We start from the raw sequence: 22,739 nt of genomic DNA, 5'->3' as shown, positions 1-22,739 counted from the left end.
TTTCATAACTCCTATAACTTCCATATCTTTCGTAACTTTTAGATAAAAATGAAGATTATAGACCATATAAAGAATGCAAACGGAAAGACCTTGTTTTCTTTCGAGTTGTTGCCCCCCGCAAAAGGGCAAGGGATCCAAAGTATTTTTAAAACGATGGATGAGCTTATGGAGTTCAAACCTCCGTTTATTGACGTGACCTATCACCGGGAAGATTACCTGTATAAGCAACATACCAGTGGCCTATTGGAACGTGTGGCGTACCGAAAAAGACCGGGTACAGTAGCTATTTGCGCGGCTATTATGAACAAATACAAAGTGGATGCCGTGCCTCATTTGATCTGCGGTGGATTTACCAAAGAAGAGACTGAAAATGCGCTTATCGATTTAAACTTTTTAGGTATAGATAATGTATTGGTACTCCGTGGTGACGCCAGAAAGGGCGACCCTGACTTTGTTCCCACGCCGGGTGGACATGCTTATGCAACGGAACTGCTCCAACAGGTTATTGATATGAATAGCGGGAAATACCTACACGAAGATATTGAAAGTACGGCGAAAACAGACTTCTGCATAGGCGTAGCAGGTTATCCAGAAAAGCATTTTGAATCGCCGAATTTTAATACGGATTTTAAATGGCTGAAGAAAAAAGTAGAAATGGGTGCCGAGTTTATCGTAACACAGATGTTTTTTAATGTCGAAAAATATAAAGAGTTTGTCACGAAATGTAGGGACAACGGTATCCATGTGCCTATTATTCCAGGCTTAAAGCCGATGACGACCAAAAGGCAATTGATTATGCTACCCAAGATTTTCCATTTGGATATTCCAGAGGAATTAAGCGAAGCGGTAGAGACGTGCAAAACGAATGCCGAGGTGAGACAGGTAGGCGAGGAATGGTTAGTGGAACAATGTAAGGAGCTGATTAAATTTGAGGCGCCTGTGTTACATTTTTACACCATGAGTAATCCAGGGCCGACCAAGAAAATTGTCGAACGACTGGCGTAGCGATAGGTTTGTGATCTGTTAAAATTTGTTAATATACAGGTTTTGATAACAGATATACGTAGTTTTAATGGGCTAACAGAGCTTCATTACCATTAAAAGAAAAACTATTTTAATGAAAAGCTACGATAAAATTAATAATCTAACCGGATGGCTGTGTGCTATCCTCACAACGACTGTCTATATTATAACTGCAGATCGCTTTACCAGCTGGTGGGATACGGGGGAATTTATTGCTTCTGCTTACAGACTCCAAATCGTTCATCAGCCAGGAGCACCGCTGTTTCTAATAATACAAAATATATTTTCCAATTTTGCTTTAGGGGATGTGTCGAAGGTTGCGTATTGGATGAATATAGGTTCGGCAGTATGCAGCGGGCTCACTATTTTATTCCTCTTTTGGACAATTACGGCGCTTACAAGAAAGGTATTCATTCCACGCGGAGAAACGCCATCGACTTGGACAGTAATTCAAATGATGCTGGCGGGCGCAATAGGCGCTTTGGCTTATGGTTTTACGGATACATTTTGGTATTCTGCTGTCGAGTCGGAAGTGTATGCGATGTCTTCGTTGTGCACCGCTGTCGTCTTTTGGTTGATTTTGAAATGGGAGAGAAGATCAGAAGAACCTGATGCTAACCGCTGGCTGATTTTGATAGCTTATATTATGGGGTTATCTATCGGTGTGCACTTACTAAATTTATTGACTATTCCGGCGATAGCCTTAATGGTTTATTTTAAGAAAAATCAGCGTATCACTTGGAACGGCACTGTAAAATCATTAGCGATAGGTGTCACGGTGTTAGCATTGATACTTTGGGGCGTTATTCAGTATTCTATACGTATAGCTGCCGCCTTTGATGTCTTTTTTGTGAACCAACTCGGGTTGGGATTTGGCTCTGGAATTGTTTTTTTCTTATTGCTTCTTGTTGGTGGTATAATATGGGGTATTCGGTACAGTGTAATGCTAAACAAACCGATTTTAAATGTCGGTTTATTGGGTTTAAGTTTTATTTGTTTTGGCTATTTATCCTATGCGATGATTGCTATTCGCGCACATGCTGACCCTTCTTTGAATAACAATTCACCGGACAATGTCTACGCTTTTTTGGGTTATCTCAATCGCGAACAATATGGTAAGGAGCCTTTATTGAAGGGACAGACTTTTGATGCACAAGTAACTGAGGTAACCCCGACGAAAACTTATAAGAAAGGAACGAGAAAGTATGAAAAAATCGATGGTATTCCCCAGTATAATTATGATAATGAAATGCTCTTCCCGCGTCTTTACAGTGAGAAGCATGCGGACTATTATAGAAGCTACCTAGGGTTGTTGCCAAACGAAAAACCTACATTCTCCGATAACCTGAATTTTTTCTTTACATATCAATTGGGGAACATGTATGCTCGTTATTTCTTTTGGAATTTCGCCGGCCGGCAAAATGATGAACAGAATTACGGTGGATATAGTGAGGGCAATTGGATGTCAGGATTGAAGGCAATAGACAGGCAGGTTGTCGGTGGTCAAACGGATCTCCCTGAATCAATGTACGCCAATCCTAGTCGAAATGTGTATTATCTTCTTCCCCTATTGATAGGTGTGGTTGGTTTAATATGGCACTTCCGAAAAGATAGACGATTTGCGTCTATCGTCGCATTGCTTTTCTTTTTTACGGGTGCGGCTATTGTTATTTATCTTAACCAGACGCCTGTACAACCTCGTGAGCGCGATTATGCCTACGCTGGATCATTCTACGCCTTTTCCATTTGGATAGGTTTAGGTGTGTTGGGGTGTATGGACTTTCTGAGTAAGAAGTTTAGTTTAAAGATTTCGACAATCACGGCGGGCCTAGTTTGTTTATTAGCAGCGCCTGTCCTTTTGGTTTCTGAAAACTGGGATGACCACGACCGGTCAGGTAGATCGTTAGCCCGCGATATGGCCTACAATTATCTCACATCTTGCGAACCCAATGCCATTTTGTTTACGTACGCCGACAACGATACCTTTCCACTATGGTATTTACAAGAAGTGGAGGGGATCCGTACCGACGTACGCATTGTCAATTTAAGTTATCTACAGTCACATTGGTATGTACGGCAATTGTCTAATCAGGTGAATGAAGCTGCTCCAGTTAAATTAAGTTTTGATACAGCTAAGCTAGCAGAAGGTGTTCGAGATTACATGCCTTTTGTGGATAAGGGAATAGAAAATTATGTTCATCTCGATTCCTTGTTAGCGTTCTTGTTATCAGACAACCCTACAAATCAGGTTTCAGTCCAAAATGGAAGGATGCTAAGCTATTTGCCCGCGAGAAAGATAGAAATGGCGGTCGATAAACAGGCTGTAATAAAGCATCAGGTCGTTCCGTCCAACTGGTCTGATTATGTCGTTGACGAGATGAAATGGGATTATCCCCAAAATCACGTTTCACGGGCAGAATTGAGTTTGATGTCTATTGTTTTGATGAATAACTGGGAGAGACCTATTTACTTTACCAATTACACACCTACAAATCTCATGGCAGGACTGGATAAGTACATTGTAGATGAAGGTATCGTTCGTAAATTGATGCCAATAGAGCTCCCCGAGCGGCAAGAAGGGCAATTGATGACAAATGTGGAAAAACTATACGAGCACGCGACCCAAAATTTTAGGTGGGGAAAATATGGTTTGTTGGATTTCGTGGATGTAGATTCCCGTCGTATGATGGAGAATTTTATCTATCCTGATGTTTATGCGCAAACGACGCAATTATTGAAACAACAAGGTGATATGGAACGAGCGAAAGCCGTTGCCGTTAAGGCTGTCGATATTTTACCAAAACGGGCATATAGCTTAAATGAGGCGCTTACCTACACGGATATTGTAGATACTTTATATAAAACAGGAGAAATTGATTTGGCTAACCGGGTAGTGAAGCGCAATGTAGGGTTCGTTAATGACTATTTAGATTATGCGGAATCCCTCGCTCGGGATAAGCCCGAAGCTTTAGATGCACGTAAAATAAGATTTTCTCTGGCCGCTTTAGAGATGTATAATATTATTTTGGAAGGTACAAACGAAAAGGAGTTATACGCCCAAGTGAATGACGTTCTCACACATTATAGAGAAAAGTATATAAGTAAATAACAGAATAGCTAGGAGATGAAAAGCTGTCCCCTAGCTATTTTTGTTATCCCTTCTTTACCTCTTTGGCCCAGCTATCTTTTAACGTCACTGTACGGTTAAATACCAAGTGTGCGGCTGTAGATTTGGTATCCAAGCTAAAGTAGCCTAATCTAATAAACTGATACCCTTTACCAGCTTCCGCTGTTGCTAAATCAGGTTCGATATAAGCCTTGTTAACTATTTGCAGGCTATTTGGATTGATAGACGCTTTAAAGTCTTCTGCGGCGGCAGGGTTTTCTTCGTTAAACAAACGATCGTAAAGTCTAACCTCTGCTTCTTGGGCGTGCGCTACTGATACCCAGTGAATCGTTCCTTTTACTTTCAGTCCCGATGTATCCTCGCCCGATTTTGAGTTCGGAACATAGGTGCAATGTATTTCTGTGACACTACCATTTTCGTCCTTAACAAAGTCGTGACACTGTACGATGTATGCATGCTTTAAACGCACGGAAAGGCCAGGACCTAGCCGGAAAAATTTCTTCGGAGGTTCTTCCATAAAATCATCCCGCTCTATCCAGAGCTCCTTGGAAAACGGAAGGATGCGAGAACCCTCGCCACCTTCGACTTCCGGGTTGTTTTCCCCGATTAATTCTTCGGTTTGTCCATCTGGATAATTGGTAATAACGAGCTTTATCGGATTCAGTACCGCCATCCGTCGCCAAGCGGTAGCATTAAGATCTTCCCGGATGCAGAACTCCAATAAGCCAACATCAATCATGTTTTCCCGCTTTTGTACGCCGATTCGTTCAGCGAAATTACGGATGGAACCAGGTGTATATCCACGGCGTCTTAAACCCGAAATAGTAGGCATACGGGGATCATCCCAGCTTTCTACATATTTTTCTTTGACCAATTGCAATAATTTGCGTTTACTCATCACGGTATAAGTCATGTTTAAACGGGCAAATTCATATTGTTTGGAGGGAAAAATTTCTAGTTTTTCAATAAGCCAATCATATAACGGGCGATGTGGAATAAACTCCAATGTACAAATAGAATGCGTAACTTCCTCAATGGAATCTGACTGACCATGGGCAAAATCGTACATAGGATATATACACCATTTGTCACCAGTACGGTGATGGTTCGCATGTTTAATACGATACAACAGCGGGTCCCGTAAATGCATATTTGGACTTGCCAAATCTATTTTTGCGCGGAGAACCTTCTCCCCGTCTTTATATTTACCGTCGCGCATTTCTTGGAAAAGCGTGAGGTTTTCCTCGATGCTGCGGTCACGATATGGAGTCGGCACCCCGGGTTCTGTCGGCGTACCTTTCGAAGCAGCAATCTGTTCGGATGTACTATCGTCTACATAAGCGAGTCCTTTTTTTATCAGATCAACAGCATATGTATACAATGTCTCGAAATAGTCGGAAGTATATAGCTCTTCGGCCCATTGAAAACCTAACCACTGAATATCCTGTTTGATGCTGTCCACATATTCCGTATCTTCTGTCACGGGGTTAGTGTCATCGAAACGCAGGTTGGTTCTCCCATTATACTTCTGAGCAAGTCCAAAGTTTAAACAGATGGACTTTGCGTGACCGATATGGAGATAACCATTAGGCTCGGGCGGAAAACGTGTCAAAACACGTCCGTCATGTTTGCCTTTGCGGAGATCCTCTTCGACAATCTCCTCTATAAAATTCAGTGGTTTTTCTTCGTTTAACATAACTACAAAGTTAACTTTTTTAAGTTCTTTTTTCCCTCAAAAAAGAACCAAAAAAATCGTCGCTTCGGATATTTGAGATAATGGATAGTACTAAGAATGAATTTCTACATACCTCAAACATCCGGATGCGACATTAAGAGTTAAGGAGGGGATAGCGCAATGCGTAAATAAAAGTGGAGAATTAATGAATAGCCGTAACGCGGATTAAAACGGCCTTATATTGTTTTGCGGTTATTTTTCTGAAGGTTATTCCGTTCAAAACAAAATAATGTTTGAGCGAAGCGAGTTTTATTTTGTTTAGGAATAAACAAAGGAAAATAGCAAAACCATATTAAGCCTTGACTTTTTTGTTTCTTTTTTTGTCAAGAAAAAAAGAAAGACAAAATTTCTGTATTTTCGAATATGAAACATATATCCAGCACGATCTTTCTTATACTGATTATTATCTTACAACCTTGTTTCGGACAAAAAGTAAAGAAACCCCAAGTTATTGTATACGGATCGGATCTTTTAGCATTCTCGGTGGCTGTACAGAGCGCCAAATCCAGCGTTCCAACGATATGGCTAATGGAAGGAGAACAACTGCTGCCTGAGTTTTCCACGGAGGAAGTACAAATAGAAACTATGCCGCACACAGATGGCGGGATTTGGATGGAACTATTGATGGAAATGGCGCTTGCAAAGTCTCCAGATGATTCATTGGCGAAGATTGTCAAATGGGAGATGAACCCTCGGCTATTTCAGAATGCTGTAGAGAAGGTGTTGCGAAAGCTACCGCAGTTAACGGTTTTGAGAGGAGAAGATGTGTTATCAGTTAAACGGAGAAAACGAGATTGGGAAATTCAATTGTCCAGTAAACACAAATATGTAGTAAGATGTGTGGTAGACGCATCCCAAAACCAAAAGCTATCAGGATTAGCGGATATAACGTGGACTGGCGATGTCGAACCGATACAACCGCTTGATGCGTTGACTTTGGCACAGGTGCGTACATTAGTGGCAGGGGGCCAAATCGGTGATGCATTATATGGCGCGCGACTGTCGAATATTCTAGGGGGAGAAAAAGACGGCTTTTTTAATTTTCGAGGAGTGTCGGAACTGCTGGATGAGAATATAGCGTTAAGTCCCTTGCGGGCTGCGGTGGGACAAGCTGTTGGCGCAACGGCAGCTTATTTGGCTTTTTTCAAGACTTCTGCAGATAAGGTGGATGTACGGAAATTGCAGACAGAGTTAATGACCTATAACGCCCGAATTTTACCTTATCAAGATGTTGCCATCAACGATGTGCACTTTTACGCTTTACAACGATTTGGGTTAGCTGGCGTATTACCAAATCTACATAAAGATGATGGCTTTCGTTTCCAAAAAGATGAACACGTAAGTTTTGATGAAGTAGAACCTATTTTTGACCGGTTGTATTCTAGAAGTCAATTGTGGTTTTTGGATAACACAGGTGATTATTTTCAATGGAGAGATTTCCTGTCCCTAATTAAATTTGTAGGGCTACGTGGGGATGAAGTGGACCAGCAGATAGCGAAAGAGTGGTCGTCAAAGTTAAAATTTGAAGGTAGTTTTGACGAAGAAGGCTATGTCAGCCGCTATCAATTTGCTGTTATTATGGATAGGTATGCTAACCCTTACGTTAAAGCTGTGGATCAACAAGGAGATTTTATTAATTAAATTTCATTGTTCTTTTTCTCCGCGAAAAAGAACCAAAAAGCTCGTCGCTTCAAATCTTTGAGATGATGGATAGTGCTAAGGATGAGTTTCTACATACCTCAAACATCCGGATGCGACATTGGGAGTTAAAGAGGGGATAGTGCAAGTGCGTAAATAAAAGTGGATCATAATAAATAGCTTTAACGTGCACTAAATCGACCTAGCATTGTTCCGCGGGCAGCTTTACGCAGGCTATTCCGTTAAAAACAGAATGTTGTCTGAGCGACAGCGAGTTCCATTCTGTTTAGGAATAGACCAGTAAAGGTAGTGGAACAATGCAAGTCTTGACTTTTTTTTGCTTCGTTTTTTTGTGTCAAGACAAAAAAATGAAGAGACTAAACCTCTTTTTCCTTCGGAAACACCAACGATGCCACGATACTAATCGCCAGAATAGATATAATAATAATCAAGGAGTGCACCGTTTGGAAACCGAATTCTTCCAACCAACTATGCAACAACATTTTTGCTCCGATGAAAATCAATAGAAATGCCAAACCGACTTTCAGGTAATGGAACTTGTCGATAATATTCACCAAAAGAAAGAACATAGAGCGCAATCCCAAAATGGCGAAGATATTGGAAAAGAAAACGATATAAGGATCCTTCGTCACCGAAAAGATAGCCGGAATAGAGTCTACGGCAAAAATCAAGTCTGTGAATTCGATAACTAATAATACCAAAAACAAGGGGGTAACATACCTCACGCCGTTTTCTACAATAAAGAAACGGCCACCATCCAATCGAGGTGTAACCTTAAAATATTTGGATGCAAACCTTACCACGGGATGGTTTTGGGGATCAACTTCCTCCTCTTTGTTGCGATTGATGTACATCGTGATCCCTGTATACACCAAGAAAGCCCCGAAGACATAGAGTATCCACCCGAATTTTGCAATCAATGCTGCTCCAACGAAGATGAATATACAACGAAGAACGATAGCCCCAATAATTCCCCATACCAACACTTTATGATAGTATTTCTCTGGAATGCCAAAGGAAGAAAACAGAAGTACCATAACAAAGATGTTATCTACTGATAAGGCATATTCCACGACATAACCCGTGAGGTATTCTATGGTCAATGTCTTGTTATACAGTTGAATACTCGCTGCTAAATCGTTCTCATTGATGCGGATATTATGATAATGCTTTGCAATGACTTCTTTAAGTGCTGCAAAATCATGAACATTATGGAGCTCGTTTCCCCAGACGTACAATACCAAACCAAATGCAAGCGCAAAGAAAACCCAGATTGCACTCATGATAGCAGCGGCTTTGAATGATACGGGCTTGTCACTCTTGGAGAATAATCCCAAGTCGATTGCGAGCATGAGGACGATGAATATAATAAACCCTCCAAAAAATAACAGTTCGTGGCTCATAATGTGATTCTATTTATTTCTTTCTGTTGTAAATCTGACCAATTGTTCTAGCGCGTCCTTATATGTATTGTTAGGAAATGCTGCTAATATATCGAAGGCCTCTTGTTGATATTGTAACATTTTCTCTTTTGAATAGTCCAAACCTCCGTTGCGCCGGACAAAGGTAATAACTTCGGCGACCTTATCTTTGTTTTCGCTATGGTTTTTTACGAGATTGATGATACGCCTTTTCTCTGCACGATCGGTGTTTTTGAGCGCGTAGATGAGTGGTAGTGTCATCTTTTTCTCCTTGATGTCATTCCCGACAGGTTTTCCAATATCGTCTAAACCGAAGTCGAAGAGGTCATCTTTTATTTGGAACGCTATGCCTACTTTTTCTCCGAACAAATGTAAGCGGTTAACCGTGTCTTGCGGAGCTTTAGCAGAAGAAGCGCCACAGGCGCAACAAGCGGCAATAAGAGATGCCGTCTTTTTACGGATAACTTCAAAATATACCTCTTCCTCTATATCGAGTTTGCGTGCTTTTTCTATTTGCAGCAACTCGCCCTCGGTCATCTCTTCTACAGCATCGGACATGACTTTTAATAGGTTAAGCTCATTGTGCTTAACAGAAAGAGACATGCCTTTTGAAAGCAAAAAGTCGCCTAACAGTACCGCTATTTTATTCTTCCACAACGCATTTACCGAAAAAAAACCCCGGCGTTCATTTGCATTGTCCACTACATCATCATGAACCAAGGACGCCGTATGCAGTAGTTCAACCAATGAGGCTGCTCTATAGCTAGAATCATTGATGTTGCCGCACAACCCTGCCGAGAGAAAAACAAACATCGGACGCATTTGCTTCCCTTTCTGTTTTAAGATATATTGTGTGATGCGATTCAACAAAGGGACAGAGCTATGCATCGATTCTTTAAACCGGCTTTCAAATTCTTTTAGCTCTTGTGCTATCGGGTTTTGTATATCTTTTAATTTCAGCATGAAAAATGGTTATATAACCATGGCTTTTAAAGCAGTTAAAATTGCGATAAATATAAGAAATATCCATGTAGCGCAGATACAAATACGAAAGAAAATAATGAGGGTATACGATTTGGCGGATAAAGGACAAATAGTAAATGAAATAGCCTATAACGCGTCGATAGCTAATTCCAATTCTTTATACCATTCTTCACCATATTCACGGATAAGCGGTTCTTTTACGAACTTGTATACAGGGATGCCGAGCTCCTTGCCAAACGTGCATGCATCACTGCAGATATGCCAACGGTCGTAGTGTAGCACGTCAAAGGCCGGATAACGCGTAGTGCGAATAGGGTAGAGGTGGCAGGAAATAGGCTTTTTCCACGCGATTTTACCCTGTTCGTAGGCTGTTTCAATTGCACATTTCGTAATACCATTATCCCAGGTGACATAGGCACATTCTTTATTGCCATCCACGCAAGTAGTGGTTAGGTCTCCGTCTGCATCAATGACGTGTGTGCCTTGTTCTTCGATAGCCTGGATACCCTTTTCGGTCATATAAGGTTTGACATTTGGATAAATATCCTGAAGAATCTCAATTTCTTGTTCGTTTAGAGGTGCTCCCGAGTCGCCCTCTACACAGCAGATGCCTTTACATTTGTTTAAATTACAAACGAAGTCATTCTTGATGATATCCTCATGCACCAATACGTTGCCTACTTCAATCATGTTGTTTACTTTGAATAACTAACGCGTTTTCCCAGCGTGTGTTTTAATCCTTTTGCACTAATTAACTCCATCGTTACGCTGCCTACCAAAATCTCTACCTGTGCCTTTACCGGAATACGGTTACCGTCGTTGGTGACCCATAGGAAAAGCTGGCTGTCCTTTCTAAAAATACGGCCGGGCGTAATTTCTGGACTGAATTTAATACACTCCAGCTCTCCCAGCGCCGTTTTGATTTTTTCGATACCGATATATTTAACCCCTAATTGAGCGACCTCATCGTTCAGGAAATAGGTGATTTTAAATGAATCGCCTTTTTTTAGAGACGAAAGATCTAGGTTACGAGAAAAGTAATAGGCTGATAACAAATCAAAAAATTGTGATGTCGGGCTGGTGAAGGTACCCTTCTTGCCCGAAACTTTTTTATTCCGGTGATCAAAAGTGGCATATTCCTCACGCGTATAGCTTCCTTCATGTATATCTTCTATATAGAGATACGGTAGATAGGTATCGCCGTCGATATAAGAATCGTACTTATTTCGTACTTTGTAAACCGCGAATATTCCGGAGGTCTGACCGAAAGCTGATAGGTGGAAGGCGTTAGGGTTGCTGAAGCGCAACTTTGATTTTTCCACCTTTAAGGTGCCGGTAGCAACGGACAAAATGCCGTATTTTAATTTGTAAGTCAATTTCTCGCCCGCTTGGTATGTAGGCTGTGGGAGGTATGGTAAAGTCTGTCCGATAGCCAGGCATGTGCTACAGATGAAAAACGCGATAAGCGTGTAAATCTTCTTCATATAATAATGGACAAAAATAGTCGTCAATAGTTTAACTTTTACGCTTATAGACAGGTACGGTGGAACAGGGTTCTCCATACATCATACTCTTGACAACTTTACTTAAACCGATGGTGAATTTAATAAAAGCAGACTCTGGCACATAGATATCTCCACAACCTTTCACCACCACGCGCTCATCTCGATAGATGCTGAAGTCGACTTGGTCTAAGGCTTGACTGAACAGATTGTCCAATACGGTTTCTTTATTTCCAAAATGTACTGAAAGCGCATAGGGCTCGAGCTTATTAGCCAGGAGCATATACGCCCAAGTAGGAACGATAGCGTCTGTTGAGCAGATAATACCGACATGCTTATGCTGGTATTGGGTCCAATCGTGTTCCTTAATAAACGTACGAAAATCTTTCTCTTTTAATATAAGCCCGTGAAATAGATTGTCCTTAATATCATATACCACAACGTCTTCTTTTGGCGCATAATGTGCCAAATCAATGGTAATTAGACCGCTTTGAGCAACTTTATTAACGATATTTTCCTGAATGTCCATATACTATCAAAACAAAAAAGCCGGACATGTTTTGTCCGGCTATAAAGTTAACGATTATATCCTAATAGAATCTAATGCGATTGTCAGAAATATCGGCTTCGTGTTGGAGGGCTTGATAAATTGCACCCCAAGCGCGTTGCGCTTTCGCCGTCTGCATTTGTTGCTTTTGGTTGTTCATATCACTGGCGACAAGTTCAGCAGGATTAACAAAACCCGTCACTTGTACCGCGTAAACTCCCTGTTCACCCTTTATCGCTTTAGATAATTTGTTCGGTTGTAGACCATAAGCCGTTCCAACCACGGCAGGCTCCATCGCAATACCAGGCAGAACAGGGTTAGCCATAACGATATTCTCTATATCTACAGCCGTCTTCTCTAGCTTTTGTGCCGCTTGATCGATGGAAGAGGCGCCATTCAACGCGTTGTTTAGTTTTTCCGTAAGCATTCTTGCTTTTACCTCATTGCGTACGCGTGCCTCGATTTGTGGTTTTACCGCCGTTAATGAAAGAGTACCTTTAGGCTGTACATCAACTACACGGGCAATAACAAAATGATCCTCTGTATCGAATATACGTTCGGAAACTTCTCCTTTCTTAGCTTCAAAAACCCAACGCACAAGATCTCTAGGCACTTCGACACCATTGAATGTATTGTCCATTGCTACGACACGCTCCGCTTTATGGACAGTGGCGCCCTGTTTATTGGCTATCTCTGCAAAGTCGTTACCATTTGTTTCGCCAAAGAAGCTGTTTGCCTTCGCATAGGCTGCGTCGGTAGTAGCTTTCCCGCTGTTGATAACCTTATCTACAATAGCTGCTTTGACAATTTTCGAATTACCAATTTGTTTTTCGATTCGGATGATGTGGGTCCCAAACCGACTGTTAACGACAACGACATCGCCCGCCTTACCCGAAAACACAGCTTCATCAAATTCCGGTACCATCTGTCCTCGTGGGAAGGTGCCTAGATCTCCTCCGTTTATTTTACTGCCTTCATCTAAACTGAACTGGATCGCAAGCGCCGAGAAGCTTTCTCCCTGTTGAATCAATCTTTTAATAGAATCTGCTTTCGCTTGTGCTTTATCCACACCGCCTTCTGCTGTTGTATTCAATAAAATATGTGAAGCTTTTACCGAGTCCGGGCTGAATTTGGCGTCCACAACCTTTGCAATTTCAAATCTGTCGTTTGACAGGAAAGGTCCTACCGTAGTACCAACCGGCGTATTAAAAATCACAGAATCCAATGCTGGGCTCACCTGTCCTTTACGGAGATAGGTAAAGGGGTATTTTGTGTCGGAGTTGACCGCGACAAATAACGAGTCTGTGGTAGCGTTTACCAACTCTGATTTTAATTGCTCAATTACCGATTTGGTCGCCGCTGTATCATTGGCGGTAGGTCTGGCATCAAACAATACGTATTCAATCGTTCTGGTTTCTTCTTCATTATTGAACGCGTTTTTATGCGCATCATAATAGGATTTGTAATCTGCGTCCGTTAATTTGATTTCAGAATCTTTCACTGAAGAATAGTCAAGCATCAAATATTTAAAATTTGCCAATTTGTTGCGTTGGTTATATTCGTCTTGTGCCTCCAAAGAGGTTACATATACACTCTTGGTTAATAGATTCGAATATTTTTCGTTCAAACGCTCGTTACGAATGTTCTCTAAAAGCATTTCCCATTGCTGACGCATTTCTGGCGTTCCTTGGCTGTTTATTTGTGAAAGGAACGTGTTTAACTGGTTTTTATCGAACACACCTGTTTCGGGGTTGGTAAAAGCCTGAACAATTTGTGGAGAAGGATTGCTGCCAGACACCAAGCCATTTAGCTCATCTTTTCCAACGGAAAGACCTATTTTTTCGATCTCCTGTTTTAAAAGCTCTTGCGAGATAAATTGATTCCAAACTTGCTGCACTGCGTAGTTACGCATCTGCGGAGACGGCGTTCCCCCCATTTGCTGTTGATACATCGCTGTAGTTTGATCAACCTGTGCGTTAAATAGCTGGTAGTCGATCGATTCGCCATTTACACTACCAACTTGATTTTGATTCTTCATCCAAAAAGGAGTTCCATAGCTGATGATGTCTCCCAGTAAAAACGCAATAATTGCTAAACCAATCACAGTGACTACCAGTCCTGCTCGGTTCCGCAAATAGCTCATTAATCCCATAGTCTATATACTCTGTTTATTCAGTTACTTAATTGACCTTTATTAAAAACAAGGCGCAAGATACAACTTTTATGAAATATAATATAAAAAATTGTGCGACATCTTAGTTGCCAAATGAAGGAAGTTGCTGATCGCCCGACGGAACATAGAAACCAGTCATATTTTGCCCGTCAATTTTCTTAAAATCGGTGTCTGAAATGAAGGAAGTGGCCTGCAAGCTTCCCCGTTGATCTTTGAAATCAAAAGTAATCGGAACGGTGTTATAATAAATATTCTTTTTCTCGTCAAAGTAAAGTTCTTCCGTTTTGATTATAGAACCGTCGACCATATTAACCACCACATTTTTTCTAAATTCGGTTAGTCCTTCGTTTATCTTTTGAACCGCGTATTCCGAACGTATCCGTTGGGATTCGTTACCAAATTCGTCGAAGAAGCGTATTAACACCCCTTTTTGAAATTCGTACATAGCAATACTATCTGGATACTCTCGCAGCTCGGGAGCTGTTAGCTCTGCTTTTACCTTCGCCGAATCACTGTATACGACCGTTACGTCTTTAGAAACATTTACATTCTCTTCTTGTTGAATATTCGCAATTTTCTCCACGTCGCGCAGATCGTTCTCACAAGCCATAAATACAATTGTCCCTAACAACACACATATCGTTAAGGACAGCTTTTTGTAACTATTATGGATAAGACGAAAGCGCATTGTTAATCTAAACTTCGACGAATAAACCAGGAATCGTTAATGGTGAAACCAAAATTGATGTTGATGTACCGTTCCCGTACTAGATTATGGTTAAGCGAACCTTGTTGTCCGAACTCGGCCGAAATATTGATTTGAGAGAACGTACGACCAAAATTTGTCTCGGGTAGGGGTAGGCCTACACCCACACTCACAGCCATGTCGTTAATTCGTTGATTTCGATACACAACGGGCGTCTGGTTATAACGGAATCCTAGCCGGTAATCCACTTGCTTCCAATATCGTACGGACGTAGGATCTGGTTTAATCTGCCCACCGACGGCAAAACCATAGCTTTTTTCCAGTTTATTCTGTCCTTCCAGCACTTCAAATTTTGACCAGTCTGCGTAATTAAAGTCAGCACCTATCAACCAGTTATACCCTTTTGATAGCGTGAACCCGACATTATGCTTTAGCGGAAGTTGGATCTTTCGGGTAGCGAAGGTTCCTGTTCCGATAGTGTCCAACGGTGGCGCAATATAGTCATCGTCAAAATTGTTTTCCGAAATTGTGATGATCCTACTCGGCTTCGCATTGATGTTATTATTTAGAGTCCCGGTATAGCCCAATGTTAGGTTGTACTTCCGGTTAATGGATTTACTGTATTGAATCCCGTAATCAACGGCCAGTCCCCGGATGTTGCGGGTCTCCTTTAGCTCTGCCGGATAAGCGGAGAGATCACTTACAAATTTAACCTGTGTGATATCATAAAGATTTCCAAAAAGAAAACCGGCATTTGCACCGATGCTTAATCCTTTAATGGGCGATACCCCGTAACCTAAATAAGCTTTATTGATCCCACCCTCGCCAAATATCTGTTTTTCATAAACGAGGTCGTCTATAGACTCTACATTTTTTGATGAATATCCCATATCCGAAAAGGGGAGTAATCCAAATGAAAATCCACCGTATTTTTGTAATGGTATTCCGATGGCTAGGTGTCCGAAAGCAAAATCAGCTGTGTGGTCGCTTAAATTATCTCTCGATAGCTGCGTGAAATTACCATACATGCCCGCTTCTAAGACCGTACGATTTAGCCCCGAATAGGAGGCTGGGTTGGCTATGTTCAATGTAGGAAGCCCGGTGAGGTATCTCACGCCGGTGGCGATACCACCCATAGCGCGTGTCTGTGGCAACAAGTCGTTCCGCATTTGCCCTAATCCAAATTGCGAATAAGGAGAATGAGAGGTAGATCTTTGTGCGTATACCTGATCGGCACCGAATAAGCCTAATCCTAACAACAATTGCAGTGCTATTTTGGTAAAACTTCCTATTGAATGTCTGTGCATGGTCCAAATTTGCTACAAAACTATCTAAATTTTAACTATTCCGTTAGTTCTATTTGTTAAAAAAGGTTAATCGACTGATAACAAATGGTTTGTGTAATTGTCGGTAAGGGATGCATGATTTATCGTTTTGCAGTCTGAGTTCGATCAATTAGACAAACTGAAAATAGATAATTGCAGCCGCGATAGTAAGGTATAGTGTCTCGTATACCCACTTTGATTTTGAATTAGTGAAATAGAACGAAAGGTAAATCGCTATTGATGGAGCGCAAAGCAAAAAATGGTTGATGGTGATATGTCGGTTGAGATAAAAAGCCCCCAACGTCAACAACACCATAAAAAATAAGAGCTGGAAAGATTTACGTAAATGGACGACACTTTTGAAGAAATGCTCCTTTAGTACCACCAGAAAAAGTAAGAGAGCGACGACGATAGGAACGATAACAAGGTAGTCGTACATATCGAGGGATAACTCAGTAGGAAAGGCATACCCGAGCGGTTTGAATACAGCGATAAACTCTTGGAAACGTCCTATCCAATAATAAATAACACCTAAGAGGAAGTATACAGTCGAAAAACCTAATAATGGCGTTATCCATTCTCTCCAATTAAAAGGCCGAAAAATCAACAAGCTTATCCACAATAGGATTATCATCACCATAAAGGGGAAATAAATTAGGCTTCCGATGGCGACAATCATTCCTAAATCGAACATCAGCCCTTTGATATCATGTTGCTTATATATATTGAATAGTTTGCCAAGCATCCATATCGCAATAAAATTGCAAATCAGAGGAGGGGAAAGCACTAAAAACGGGGTGAACAAACTGACTAACGTCATATACATCAATGCTGGGGTAAAGTTAGGTTTACCCAATAGATTAAAGTTATTGACCGTCCTGTTTAGAAAAAAAGCTTGCAGTAGGGTAAGCGCTAATGTAATCATCACATTTTCGCCAGGAGAGAGGCCTGTGCCTAAACGTATTCCGATAAGGTTGTTGATGGCAGGCTCAAATAGTACTGGTGTAATATGTTCGGGAAGGTCAAAAAAGATCCCTAAACATAACACCAAACCGATAGCCGATACTAAAACAATATTGACTGGTGTAAATTTTCGATGTTGGCTTATGATCATGCCTACCTACTTCTCCAATTTCTTTATACGTTTATCCAACATAAATAAGAATATGCCTAAGACGACGAAGATAGTTAAGAGCACGAGTACCACTACATATATCTTTCCCGAGCTACGTAGGGCTGTAGCCATTTCTATCTGATTTTGAGCAAAAGTATGATGACTTGTTATGCAAAGCAATAAAATCGTGATGATCTTTTTCATGATGATCATGGTGTCTGAGATTAATCGATAAGGTTTCTTTTATTTTCTAGCAGGCGCACGCGATAACGCAATGTACATATCCAAACGCCTATGAGAATCCAGCCAATAGTGGCGGCATAAAACACAGGGCGCATCTGATTGTCCATATCAAGGTCGCCAAATGTTCCGTTTCCCCCACTTCCTGGATGCAGTGAATCTGTCATTTTGGGCATGATGTACATCAATACGATCATGATAGGAAATGCAAAAATATTGTATATCGCAGATATCTTAGCTCTCTTTTGTTCTTCCTCTAGCGCATTTCGTAATACAAGATAAGCCAGATACATGAGGGTCGCGATCGCAGAACCATTGGTTTTCGGATCGTTGGGCCAAAAGTCTCCCCAAGTGATATTTGCCCACTGCATACCGGTTAATAAACCGATGATACAGAAGACAATGCCGGTATTAACAGCTTCGACAGCCATTAAATCGTCGTTAACACGGCCCTTGTTTAAGTACCGTATACTGTAAATGACGGAAATAAGGTAGAGGGCAAACATCGCAGACCACATGGGTACATGAAAATACACGTTGCGGATGGTCTCGTGTAAGAGGAATAAAGCAGGAACCGGTCCTAGGAAGCCTACCACTATACTAGCAGCAACCATTACCAGTCCCAATATCTTCCACCAAGATTGTCTCATGATTCGAAAAATTATCTAAAGATGAGCTTGCTAAAGCTCGGTTACACAGAATTAATCACGCCAAAGATAAGGAAATAACAACAAAGAAATAGTAATCGTAATTACATTAATTGCCAGCAAAACGAGTATTTCATTGTCGCTTTCAAATCTTGGAGCCCCTGTTAACGCGTTTTGGGATAAGGTAATTAAGACAATGAGCAGCGGAATGATAACGGGAAAGCTCAAGATGGCCATAAGCGTACTGTTGTTTCCCGCTTTGGAGCTGATGCCTGACACCATCGTGAATACCGAAGCGAAGCTGATACTCCCCAATAAAACTGCCGCTGTATACAAGAGAGGGTCGCTAACCGGGTTGCTAAATGTTACGCTATAGGCTCCGTAAGCAATTACTGACAGAAGTACCATGACCAGCGTGTTGTAGATTATTTTGGATAATATAATCGCGTGGGGGCTTATCAACGTATAATAATAAAGTTGCCTGTTATGGCTTTCCTGCACGAAACTTCGGCTGATCGCATTAACGCTGGCAAACAACATAATAATCCAAAACAGCGCGTTCCAAACAAGTGTATCTACAGACTTAAATGCTTGATAGCAAACAAATACTGTAGATACAACATATAATAAGATACCATTTATAGCATACTTTGAACGCCATTCAAGAACGATATCTTTATAAACTAAAGTTTTAACCTGTTGGAGTATATTCATCTGCACAGCAAAGATACGAATAGTTACATTCGAAACCGCGCTGACCCCACATTAAGTATTAGGCTTTATCAAATTCTGATTTGGCTTTCTCTATGACTTGTTCGGCCTGATCTTCTGCACTATGTACAGCGTGTGACGCTTTATCCGCCAGTTTGTGCGCCTTATCAGCAGCTGCGTCCACGGCGCGTACACCAGCGTCTTTCGCTTTCGCTTTCAAGTTGTCTAATTCGGCTTTGGTAGACTTCGCTAGTTTAGCGGCCCGTTTAGCCTCTTTTTCCGAAAGTTCCTTGATCGATTTGGTAAGGTCTTTTACGCCTTCGTTTGCACGCTCCAATTGGCGTTTTCCGTCATCTGTAGCCAACAAATAATACGCTGCTGCACCGGCAGCTAAACCTAGAAGCGCAAATGCAATTAGTCCATTTTTATTTTCCATAATATTCTTATTTTTCTTTTCTAAAAATTAACGACCCTTTTCGTTAAGTTAACAAGAGAAGCTGACAAATGTTTTGGTAAAGCGTGTTTTTTCTACTTTTTTAATGAAAAAATATTAATCCCTTTCCGTGATATGCTGTATGGACTGTAAGGAATACAGATGTTGATAGAGGCTACTACCTTTTGACATAAGCTCCACATGGTTTCCGATGTCGGATACTTCACCATTTTCGATAACCACAATCTGATCTGCATTTTTGATCGTACTCAACCTGTGTGCGATAATGACAGATGTACGGTTGCGCATAAGTTCTTCTAAAGCCAATTGGACTAATCTTTCCGATTCGGAGTCTAAGGAAGAGGTTGCTTCATCCAGAATGAGAATCGCGGGGTCTTTCAGCAATGCACGCGCAATTGCAATACGTTGACGCTGCCCCCCCGATAGTTTTACCCCTCGTTCTCCGACAAGGGTATCATAGCCCTGAGGGAAAGCCATAATAAAATCATGTGCATTGGCACGCTTTGCCGCTTCAATAATGTCTTCCGCGTTTGCGTCCAACCGACCGTACCCAATATTTTCTCGGATAGTGCCTCCAAACAACAATACATCCTGTGGAACTAGTGCAACTTGATTACGAATATCTGTTAGTGAATATGCTGCGCTATCCTTACCATCATAAGCAATGACTCCCGAAGTCGGCGTGTAAAATTGTAAAATAAGCGAAGCGATGGTTGATTTTCCAGTTCCGCTCGGCCCCACCAGTGCTAATTTTTTTCCTGCATCCACATGGAACGAGATATCTTTTAAAGTAGGTGTGTCCGCACGGGACGGATAACTGAATCCTACATGCTTAAAGGTGAGCGCACCTTGTATGGGCGTTTGGATATCATTATTGGTTTCCGATATTTCGATCAATTCTGGCGTTTCCTCCAAAATATCAAGGACACGCTCACTGGCGCCAATGGAGCGTTGTATATTAGCATATAGTTCGGGAAAACTCCCCATCGAACCGGCTACAAACATCGAATATAGAATATAAGTTGTGAGATCACCAACAGAAATTTCACCTCGCGAGACGAGTGACGCACCGTACCAGATAACCACGACAATCGCGCCAAGAATACAGGAGATAATAAAGGAGGCAAACATTCCGCGGTAGGTTGCTCCTTTAACAGCCAGTTTCACGACGGCATCCAGTTTGTGGGCATAACGGTTGGTCTCGTAATATTCATTTACAAATGCCTTGACATTGCTGATGCCTAATAATGTTTCCTGTACAATGGTATTGGAGTCAGCCAGCTGATCTTGCGCCTGGCGAGATAAATTGCGTATAAAGCGACCAAAGATAATGGCGATGACAATAATAACCGGTAGAATGGAGAGGTTCATCAGCGCCATTTTGGGAGAAACAAATACCAAAAGACATACCCCAAAAGCCAGAATGATCGCCTGTCGTAGTATTTCTGCCAATGTCGTGGTTAGCGTATCTTGAATCTGGGCCAAATCGGTAGAAAGACGGCTGTTTAATTCTCCTACTCGTCTATTGGCAAAGAATTCAATCGGTAAGGTAATGAGCTTATGATAGCTGTCTTTACGGATACTAGCTAACGCTTTTTCTGCTATTTCGACAAAAAGCCGTATCCTGCCGAAAGATACGATCGATAGAAACAAGAGCAGTACCATCGAAATCGCGCCAATGCTGAATACACTGGCGGGCAACCAAGGATAGGTCTGTCGACCCTGGGCTGCGTCAACCATAGCACCGAGCAGAGCAGGGAGAGTCAGCATGGTCAAACTAGACAGGATAAGGAAAAACATACCCAATATAAATTTACCTCTATACGGTTTTAAATAGCTGGAAATTTTTAATGCCTTCTTCAGTAAATCCTTACTAAGCTTGGGTTTGGGTAATTCTTCCGACTGTGTATTACTACTGTTCAAACGCGATCTCGCCATTCTTTAACTAGAATTATTAGGTCACAAAAATACAGTATTATTTATGTGAGCTTATCACTCTTGCGTCAAATTTTGGCGTTTGTGCTGTTGAAGTCGCAGGTAAAAGGCGACACATAGTGCCAAAAGGATAATCGTCAGTAAGAGGATGATGATGTGACTGTTTCTTTGCCGTTCCTCTATATTACGAATTTGGTTACGCAGCTTTTCGTTTTCCGTCTGCAGCTTCATGACCGTGTGCATGTATCCTGATAACTGCTTGTCATATGTTGCCGCTAAGTTTTCGTTTCTGTCACTTTCGTTCCCTTTGATGTAGAGTAATTTTTTTGTTTCCAGCAAGATAGTATTATCCGTCAAGACGATTTCGCGGAGGATATCGATAGACCGCTGCATATCTTTTTTCCTTTTGAAAATGCCAAATACGCCCGTCTTTTGTCGTAGGCTGTTATCAAAGTCTCCGAAGCGCCTGCTGCGTTTCTCTAATAAATTGTTTACGCGCTCGCGCTGCTGTTCGAAGTTGATAGAATCGGTATTCAGGTCCGTTTGGGACGTGCTTGTGTGAAGCATGCCGAAGTAGAAAAAAAGAAGTAGCAGCAGCTGTTTCATTTTAACTATCTAAAAATTCCACCATAACAACCTCGTCCTGTTGTAATCCTAATAAGCGGCTAGCGTGCCCCTTATTGATTGCAATCTCCAGAAAATTGCTAATCCCGAACAAACAGAGCTTTTCCCCCTCCGGTACCTCATTATAGTGCCAACTCAGTCTATTTATAGTCTCGTTCCTTTTGAAATGTAATTTAAAGCTCCGGCCCTTTTGTACTTCGTTGAAAAGTTCTTTGCTGATATTGCTGATAACGTTTCCGAAAGAATCGATATACGAAACATGACCTTTTATGGTGTTAGGCCCTACCAATGGTTGTACTAAGACTTTTTTGAGCGGCTTGTCGATAGGTTGTCCAATTTCGGACAATGGTTCTCCTTTGGCTATATGACAGGCTGCTTTCGATAAAATATCGGCAAGAGGAAAGTGTAGGTAACGTAAATCCTGCATAATATCAATCTCATACAACTCCTGCGGGTCGCTTTCTCCAAGAATGATGCTAAAAATGCCATTGTCCGCCCCGACGAAAAAATGATCGTCAAATTTCATCATGGCGTAATGGGAGTCCTCTTGAAATACCGTATCGATTCCAATAAGATGGACCGTGCCCTTCGGAAAGTAACGAAACGCATTTCGGAGTACGACGGCAGCGCGTTGTATATCAAAAGAGGGTATCTCATGCGTAATATCAACCAAGCGGACATCAGGCAATTGCGATATAATGCTGCCCTTTAATGCTGCCTGATAAAAATCACGGTGCCCCAAATCTGTTGTAAGCGTTATTACTCCCATACACTATGTATCCTTGTAAAGATACTAAAAACGTTAAAATGCG

Annotated in this window: 20 protein-coding genes; 3 read left to right on the top strand and 17 right to left on the bottom strand. The window is 41.5% G+C overall.

Translation table 11 applies throughout. The annotated features are described in order from the left end of the window. The first annotated feature begins 48 nt into the window (after nucleotides 1-48). Together metF and C5745_RS00605 are read left to right on the top strand one after the other, a co-directional pair. Nucleotides 49-1,005, top strand: a complete 957-nt coding sequence (gene metF / locus C5745_RS00610; protein ID WP_105715015.1) for a methylenetetrahydrofolate reductase [NAD(P)H] — start codon at nucleotides 49-51, stop codon at nucleotides 1,003-1,005. A gap of 112 nt (nucleotides 1,006-1,117) precedes the next feature. Beyond that, entirely contained in the window at nucleotides 1,118-4,132 is a 3,015-nt protein-coding gene (locus C5745_RS00605) for a glycosyltransferase family 117 protein (protein WP_105715014.1), read from the top strand. Nucleotides 4,133-4,175: 43 nt separating this feature from the next. Here C5745_RS00605 and C5745_RS00600 read toward each other — a convergent pair whose 3' ends face one another. Further along, on the bottom strand, nucleotides 4,176-5,846 hold the full coding sequence (locus tag C5745_RS00600; RefSeq protein WP_105715013.1) for a glutamine--tRNA ligase/YqeY domain fusion protein: 1,671 nt from the start codon (nucleotides 5,844-5,846) through the stop codon (nucleotides 4,176-4,178). Between the two features lie 402 nt (nucleotides 5,847-6,248). Between C5745_RS00600 and C5745_RS00595 the strand changes: the two genes are divergently transcribed. Further along, nucleotides 6,249-7,526, top strand: a complete 1,278-nt coding sequence (locus C5745_RS00595) for a hypothetical protein (protein ID WP_105715012.1) — start codon at nucleotides 6,249-6,251, stop codon at nucleotides 7,524-7,526. 374 nt (nucleotides 7,527-7,900) lie between these two features. On the opposite strand, the gene C5745_RS00590 is transcribed toward C5745_RS00595, so the two are convergent. The 16 genes from C5745_RS00590 to C5745_RS00515 all read right to left on the bottom strand — a co-directional run bounded on the left by C5745_RS00590 (nucleotide 7,901) and on the right by C5745_RS00515 (nucleotide 22,696). After that, the gene (locus C5745_RS00590; protein WP_105715011.1) at nucleotides 7,901-8,947 is read right to left on the bottom strand and encodes a TerC family protein; all 1,047 of its coding nucleotides are present in this window, start codon (nucleotides 8,945-8,947) and stop codon (nucleotides 7,901-7,903) included. A gap of 9 nt (nucleotides 8,948-8,956) precedes the next feature. Beyond that, a complete protein-coding gene (locus C5745_RS00585; protein ID WP_105715010.1) occupies nucleotides 8,957-9,928 on the bottom strand; it encodes a polyprenyl synthetase family protein in 972 nt (323 codons plus the stop codon). Nucleotides 9,929-10,075: 147 nt separating this feature from the next. Next, entirely contained in the window at nucleotides 10,076-10,639 is a 564-nt protein-coding gene (locus C5745_RS00580; protein ID WP_105715009.1) for a DUF3109 family protein, read from the bottom strand. Between the two features lie 5 nt (nucleotides 10,640-10,644). Next, a complete protein-coding gene (locus tag C5745_RS00575) occupies nucleotides 10,645-11,433 on the bottom strand; it encodes a DUF3108 domain-containing protein (protein ID WP_105715008.1) in 789 nt (262 codons plus the stop codon). 31 nt (nucleotides 11,434-11,464) lie between these two features. Beyond that, nucleotides 11,465-11,980, bottom strand: coding sequence for a DUF2480 family protein (locus C5745_RS00570; RefSeq protein ID WP_105715007.1), 516 nt, complete (start codon nucleotides 11,978-11,980; stop codon nucleotides 11,465-11,467). Between the two features lie 61 nt (nucleotides 11,981-12,041). Continuing rightward, on the bottom strand, nucleotides 12,042-14,150 hold the full coding sequence (locus tag C5745_RS00565; protein ID WP_105715006.1) for a peptidylprolyl isomerase: 2,109 nt from the start codon (nucleotides 14,148-14,150) through the stop codon (nucleotides 12,042-12,044). Nucleotides 14,151-14,253: 103 nt separating this feature from the next. Next, a complete protein-coding gene (locus C5745_RS00560; protein WP_243403198.1) occupies nucleotides 14,254-14,781 on the bottom strand; it encodes an LptA/OstA family protein in 528 nt (175 codons plus the stop codon). Nucleotides 14,782-14,861: 80 nt separating this feature from the next. Continuing rightward, nucleotides 14,862-16,184 (bottom strand): porin family protein, encoded by a 1,323-nt coding sequence (locus tag C5745_RS00555; protein ID WP_105715004.1) that lies wholly within the window; start codon nucleotides 16,182-16,184, stop codon nucleotides 14,862-14,864. Between the two features lie 148 nt (nucleotides 16,185-16,332). Then, on the bottom strand, nucleotides 16,333-17,316 hold the full coding sequence (locus C5745_RS00550) for a DUF6427 family protein (RefSeq protein ID WP_105715003.1): 984 nt from the start codon (nucleotides 17,314-17,316) through the stop codon (nucleotides 16,333-16,335). A 6-nt stretch (nucleotides 17,317-17,322) separates the two neighbouring features. Then, entirely contained in the window at nucleotides 17,323-17,520 is a 198-nt protein-coding gene (locus C5745_RS00545) for a CcmD family protein (RefSeq protein ID WP_207795670.1), read from the bottom strand. 20 nt (nucleotides 17,521-17,540) lie between these two features. Then, on the bottom strand, nucleotides 17,541-18,206 hold the full coding sequence (gene ccsA / locus C5745_RS00540; RefSeq protein ID WP_105715002.1) for a cytochrome c biogenesis protein: 666 nt from the start codon (nucleotides 18,204-18,206) through the stop codon (nucleotides 17,541-17,543). Between the two features lie 51 nt (nucleotides 18,207-18,257). Next, nucleotides 18,258-18,917, bottom strand: a complete 660-nt coding sequence (locus C5745_RS00535) for a heme exporter protein CcmB (RefSeq protein ID WP_105715001.1) — start codon at nucleotides 18,915-18,917, stop codon at nucleotides 18,258-18,260. Between the two features lie 58 nt (nucleotides 18,918-18,975). Next, on the bottom strand, nucleotides 18,976-19,350 hold the full coding sequence (locus C5745_RS00530) for a hypothetical protein (RefSeq protein ID WP_105715000.1): 375 nt from the start codon (nucleotides 19,348-19,350) through the stop codon (nucleotides 18,976-18,978). Nucleotides 19,351-19,464: 114 nt separating this feature from the next. Further along, nucleotides 19,465-21,306 (bottom strand): ABC transporter ATP-binding protein, encoded by a 1,842-nt coding sequence (locus C5745_RS00525; RefSeq protein ID WP_105714999.1) that lies wholly within the window; start codon nucleotides 21,304-21,306, stop codon nucleotides 19,465-19,467. Nucleotides 21,307-21,360: 54 nt separating this feature from the next. Next, nucleotides 21,361-21,909: a hypothetical protein gene (locus C5745_RS00520; RefSeq protein WP_105714998.1), complete on the bottom strand. Its 549-nt coding sequence runs from the start codon at nucleotides 21,907-21,909 to the stop codon at nucleotides 21,361-21,363. Between the two features lies 1 nt (nucleotide 21,910). Then, nucleotides 21,911-22,696: an SAM hydrolase/SAM-dependent halogenase family protein gene (locus C5745_RS00515; RefSeq protein WP_105714997.1), complete on the bottom strand. Its 786-nt coding sequence runs from the start codon at nucleotides 22,694-22,696 to the stop codon at nucleotides 21,911-21,913. Nucleotides 22,697-22,739 lie beyond the last annotated feature (43 nt).

The organism is Sphingobacterium haloxyli (genome assembly GCF_002980525.1).
GTDB lineage: Bacteria > Bacteroidota > Bacteroidia > Sphingobacteriales > Sphingobacteriaceae > Sphingobacterium > Sphingobacterium haloxyli.
The sequence above is the reverse complement of the archived record's forward strand: the minus strand, read 5'-3'. Positions and strand labels throughout refer to the sequence as shown.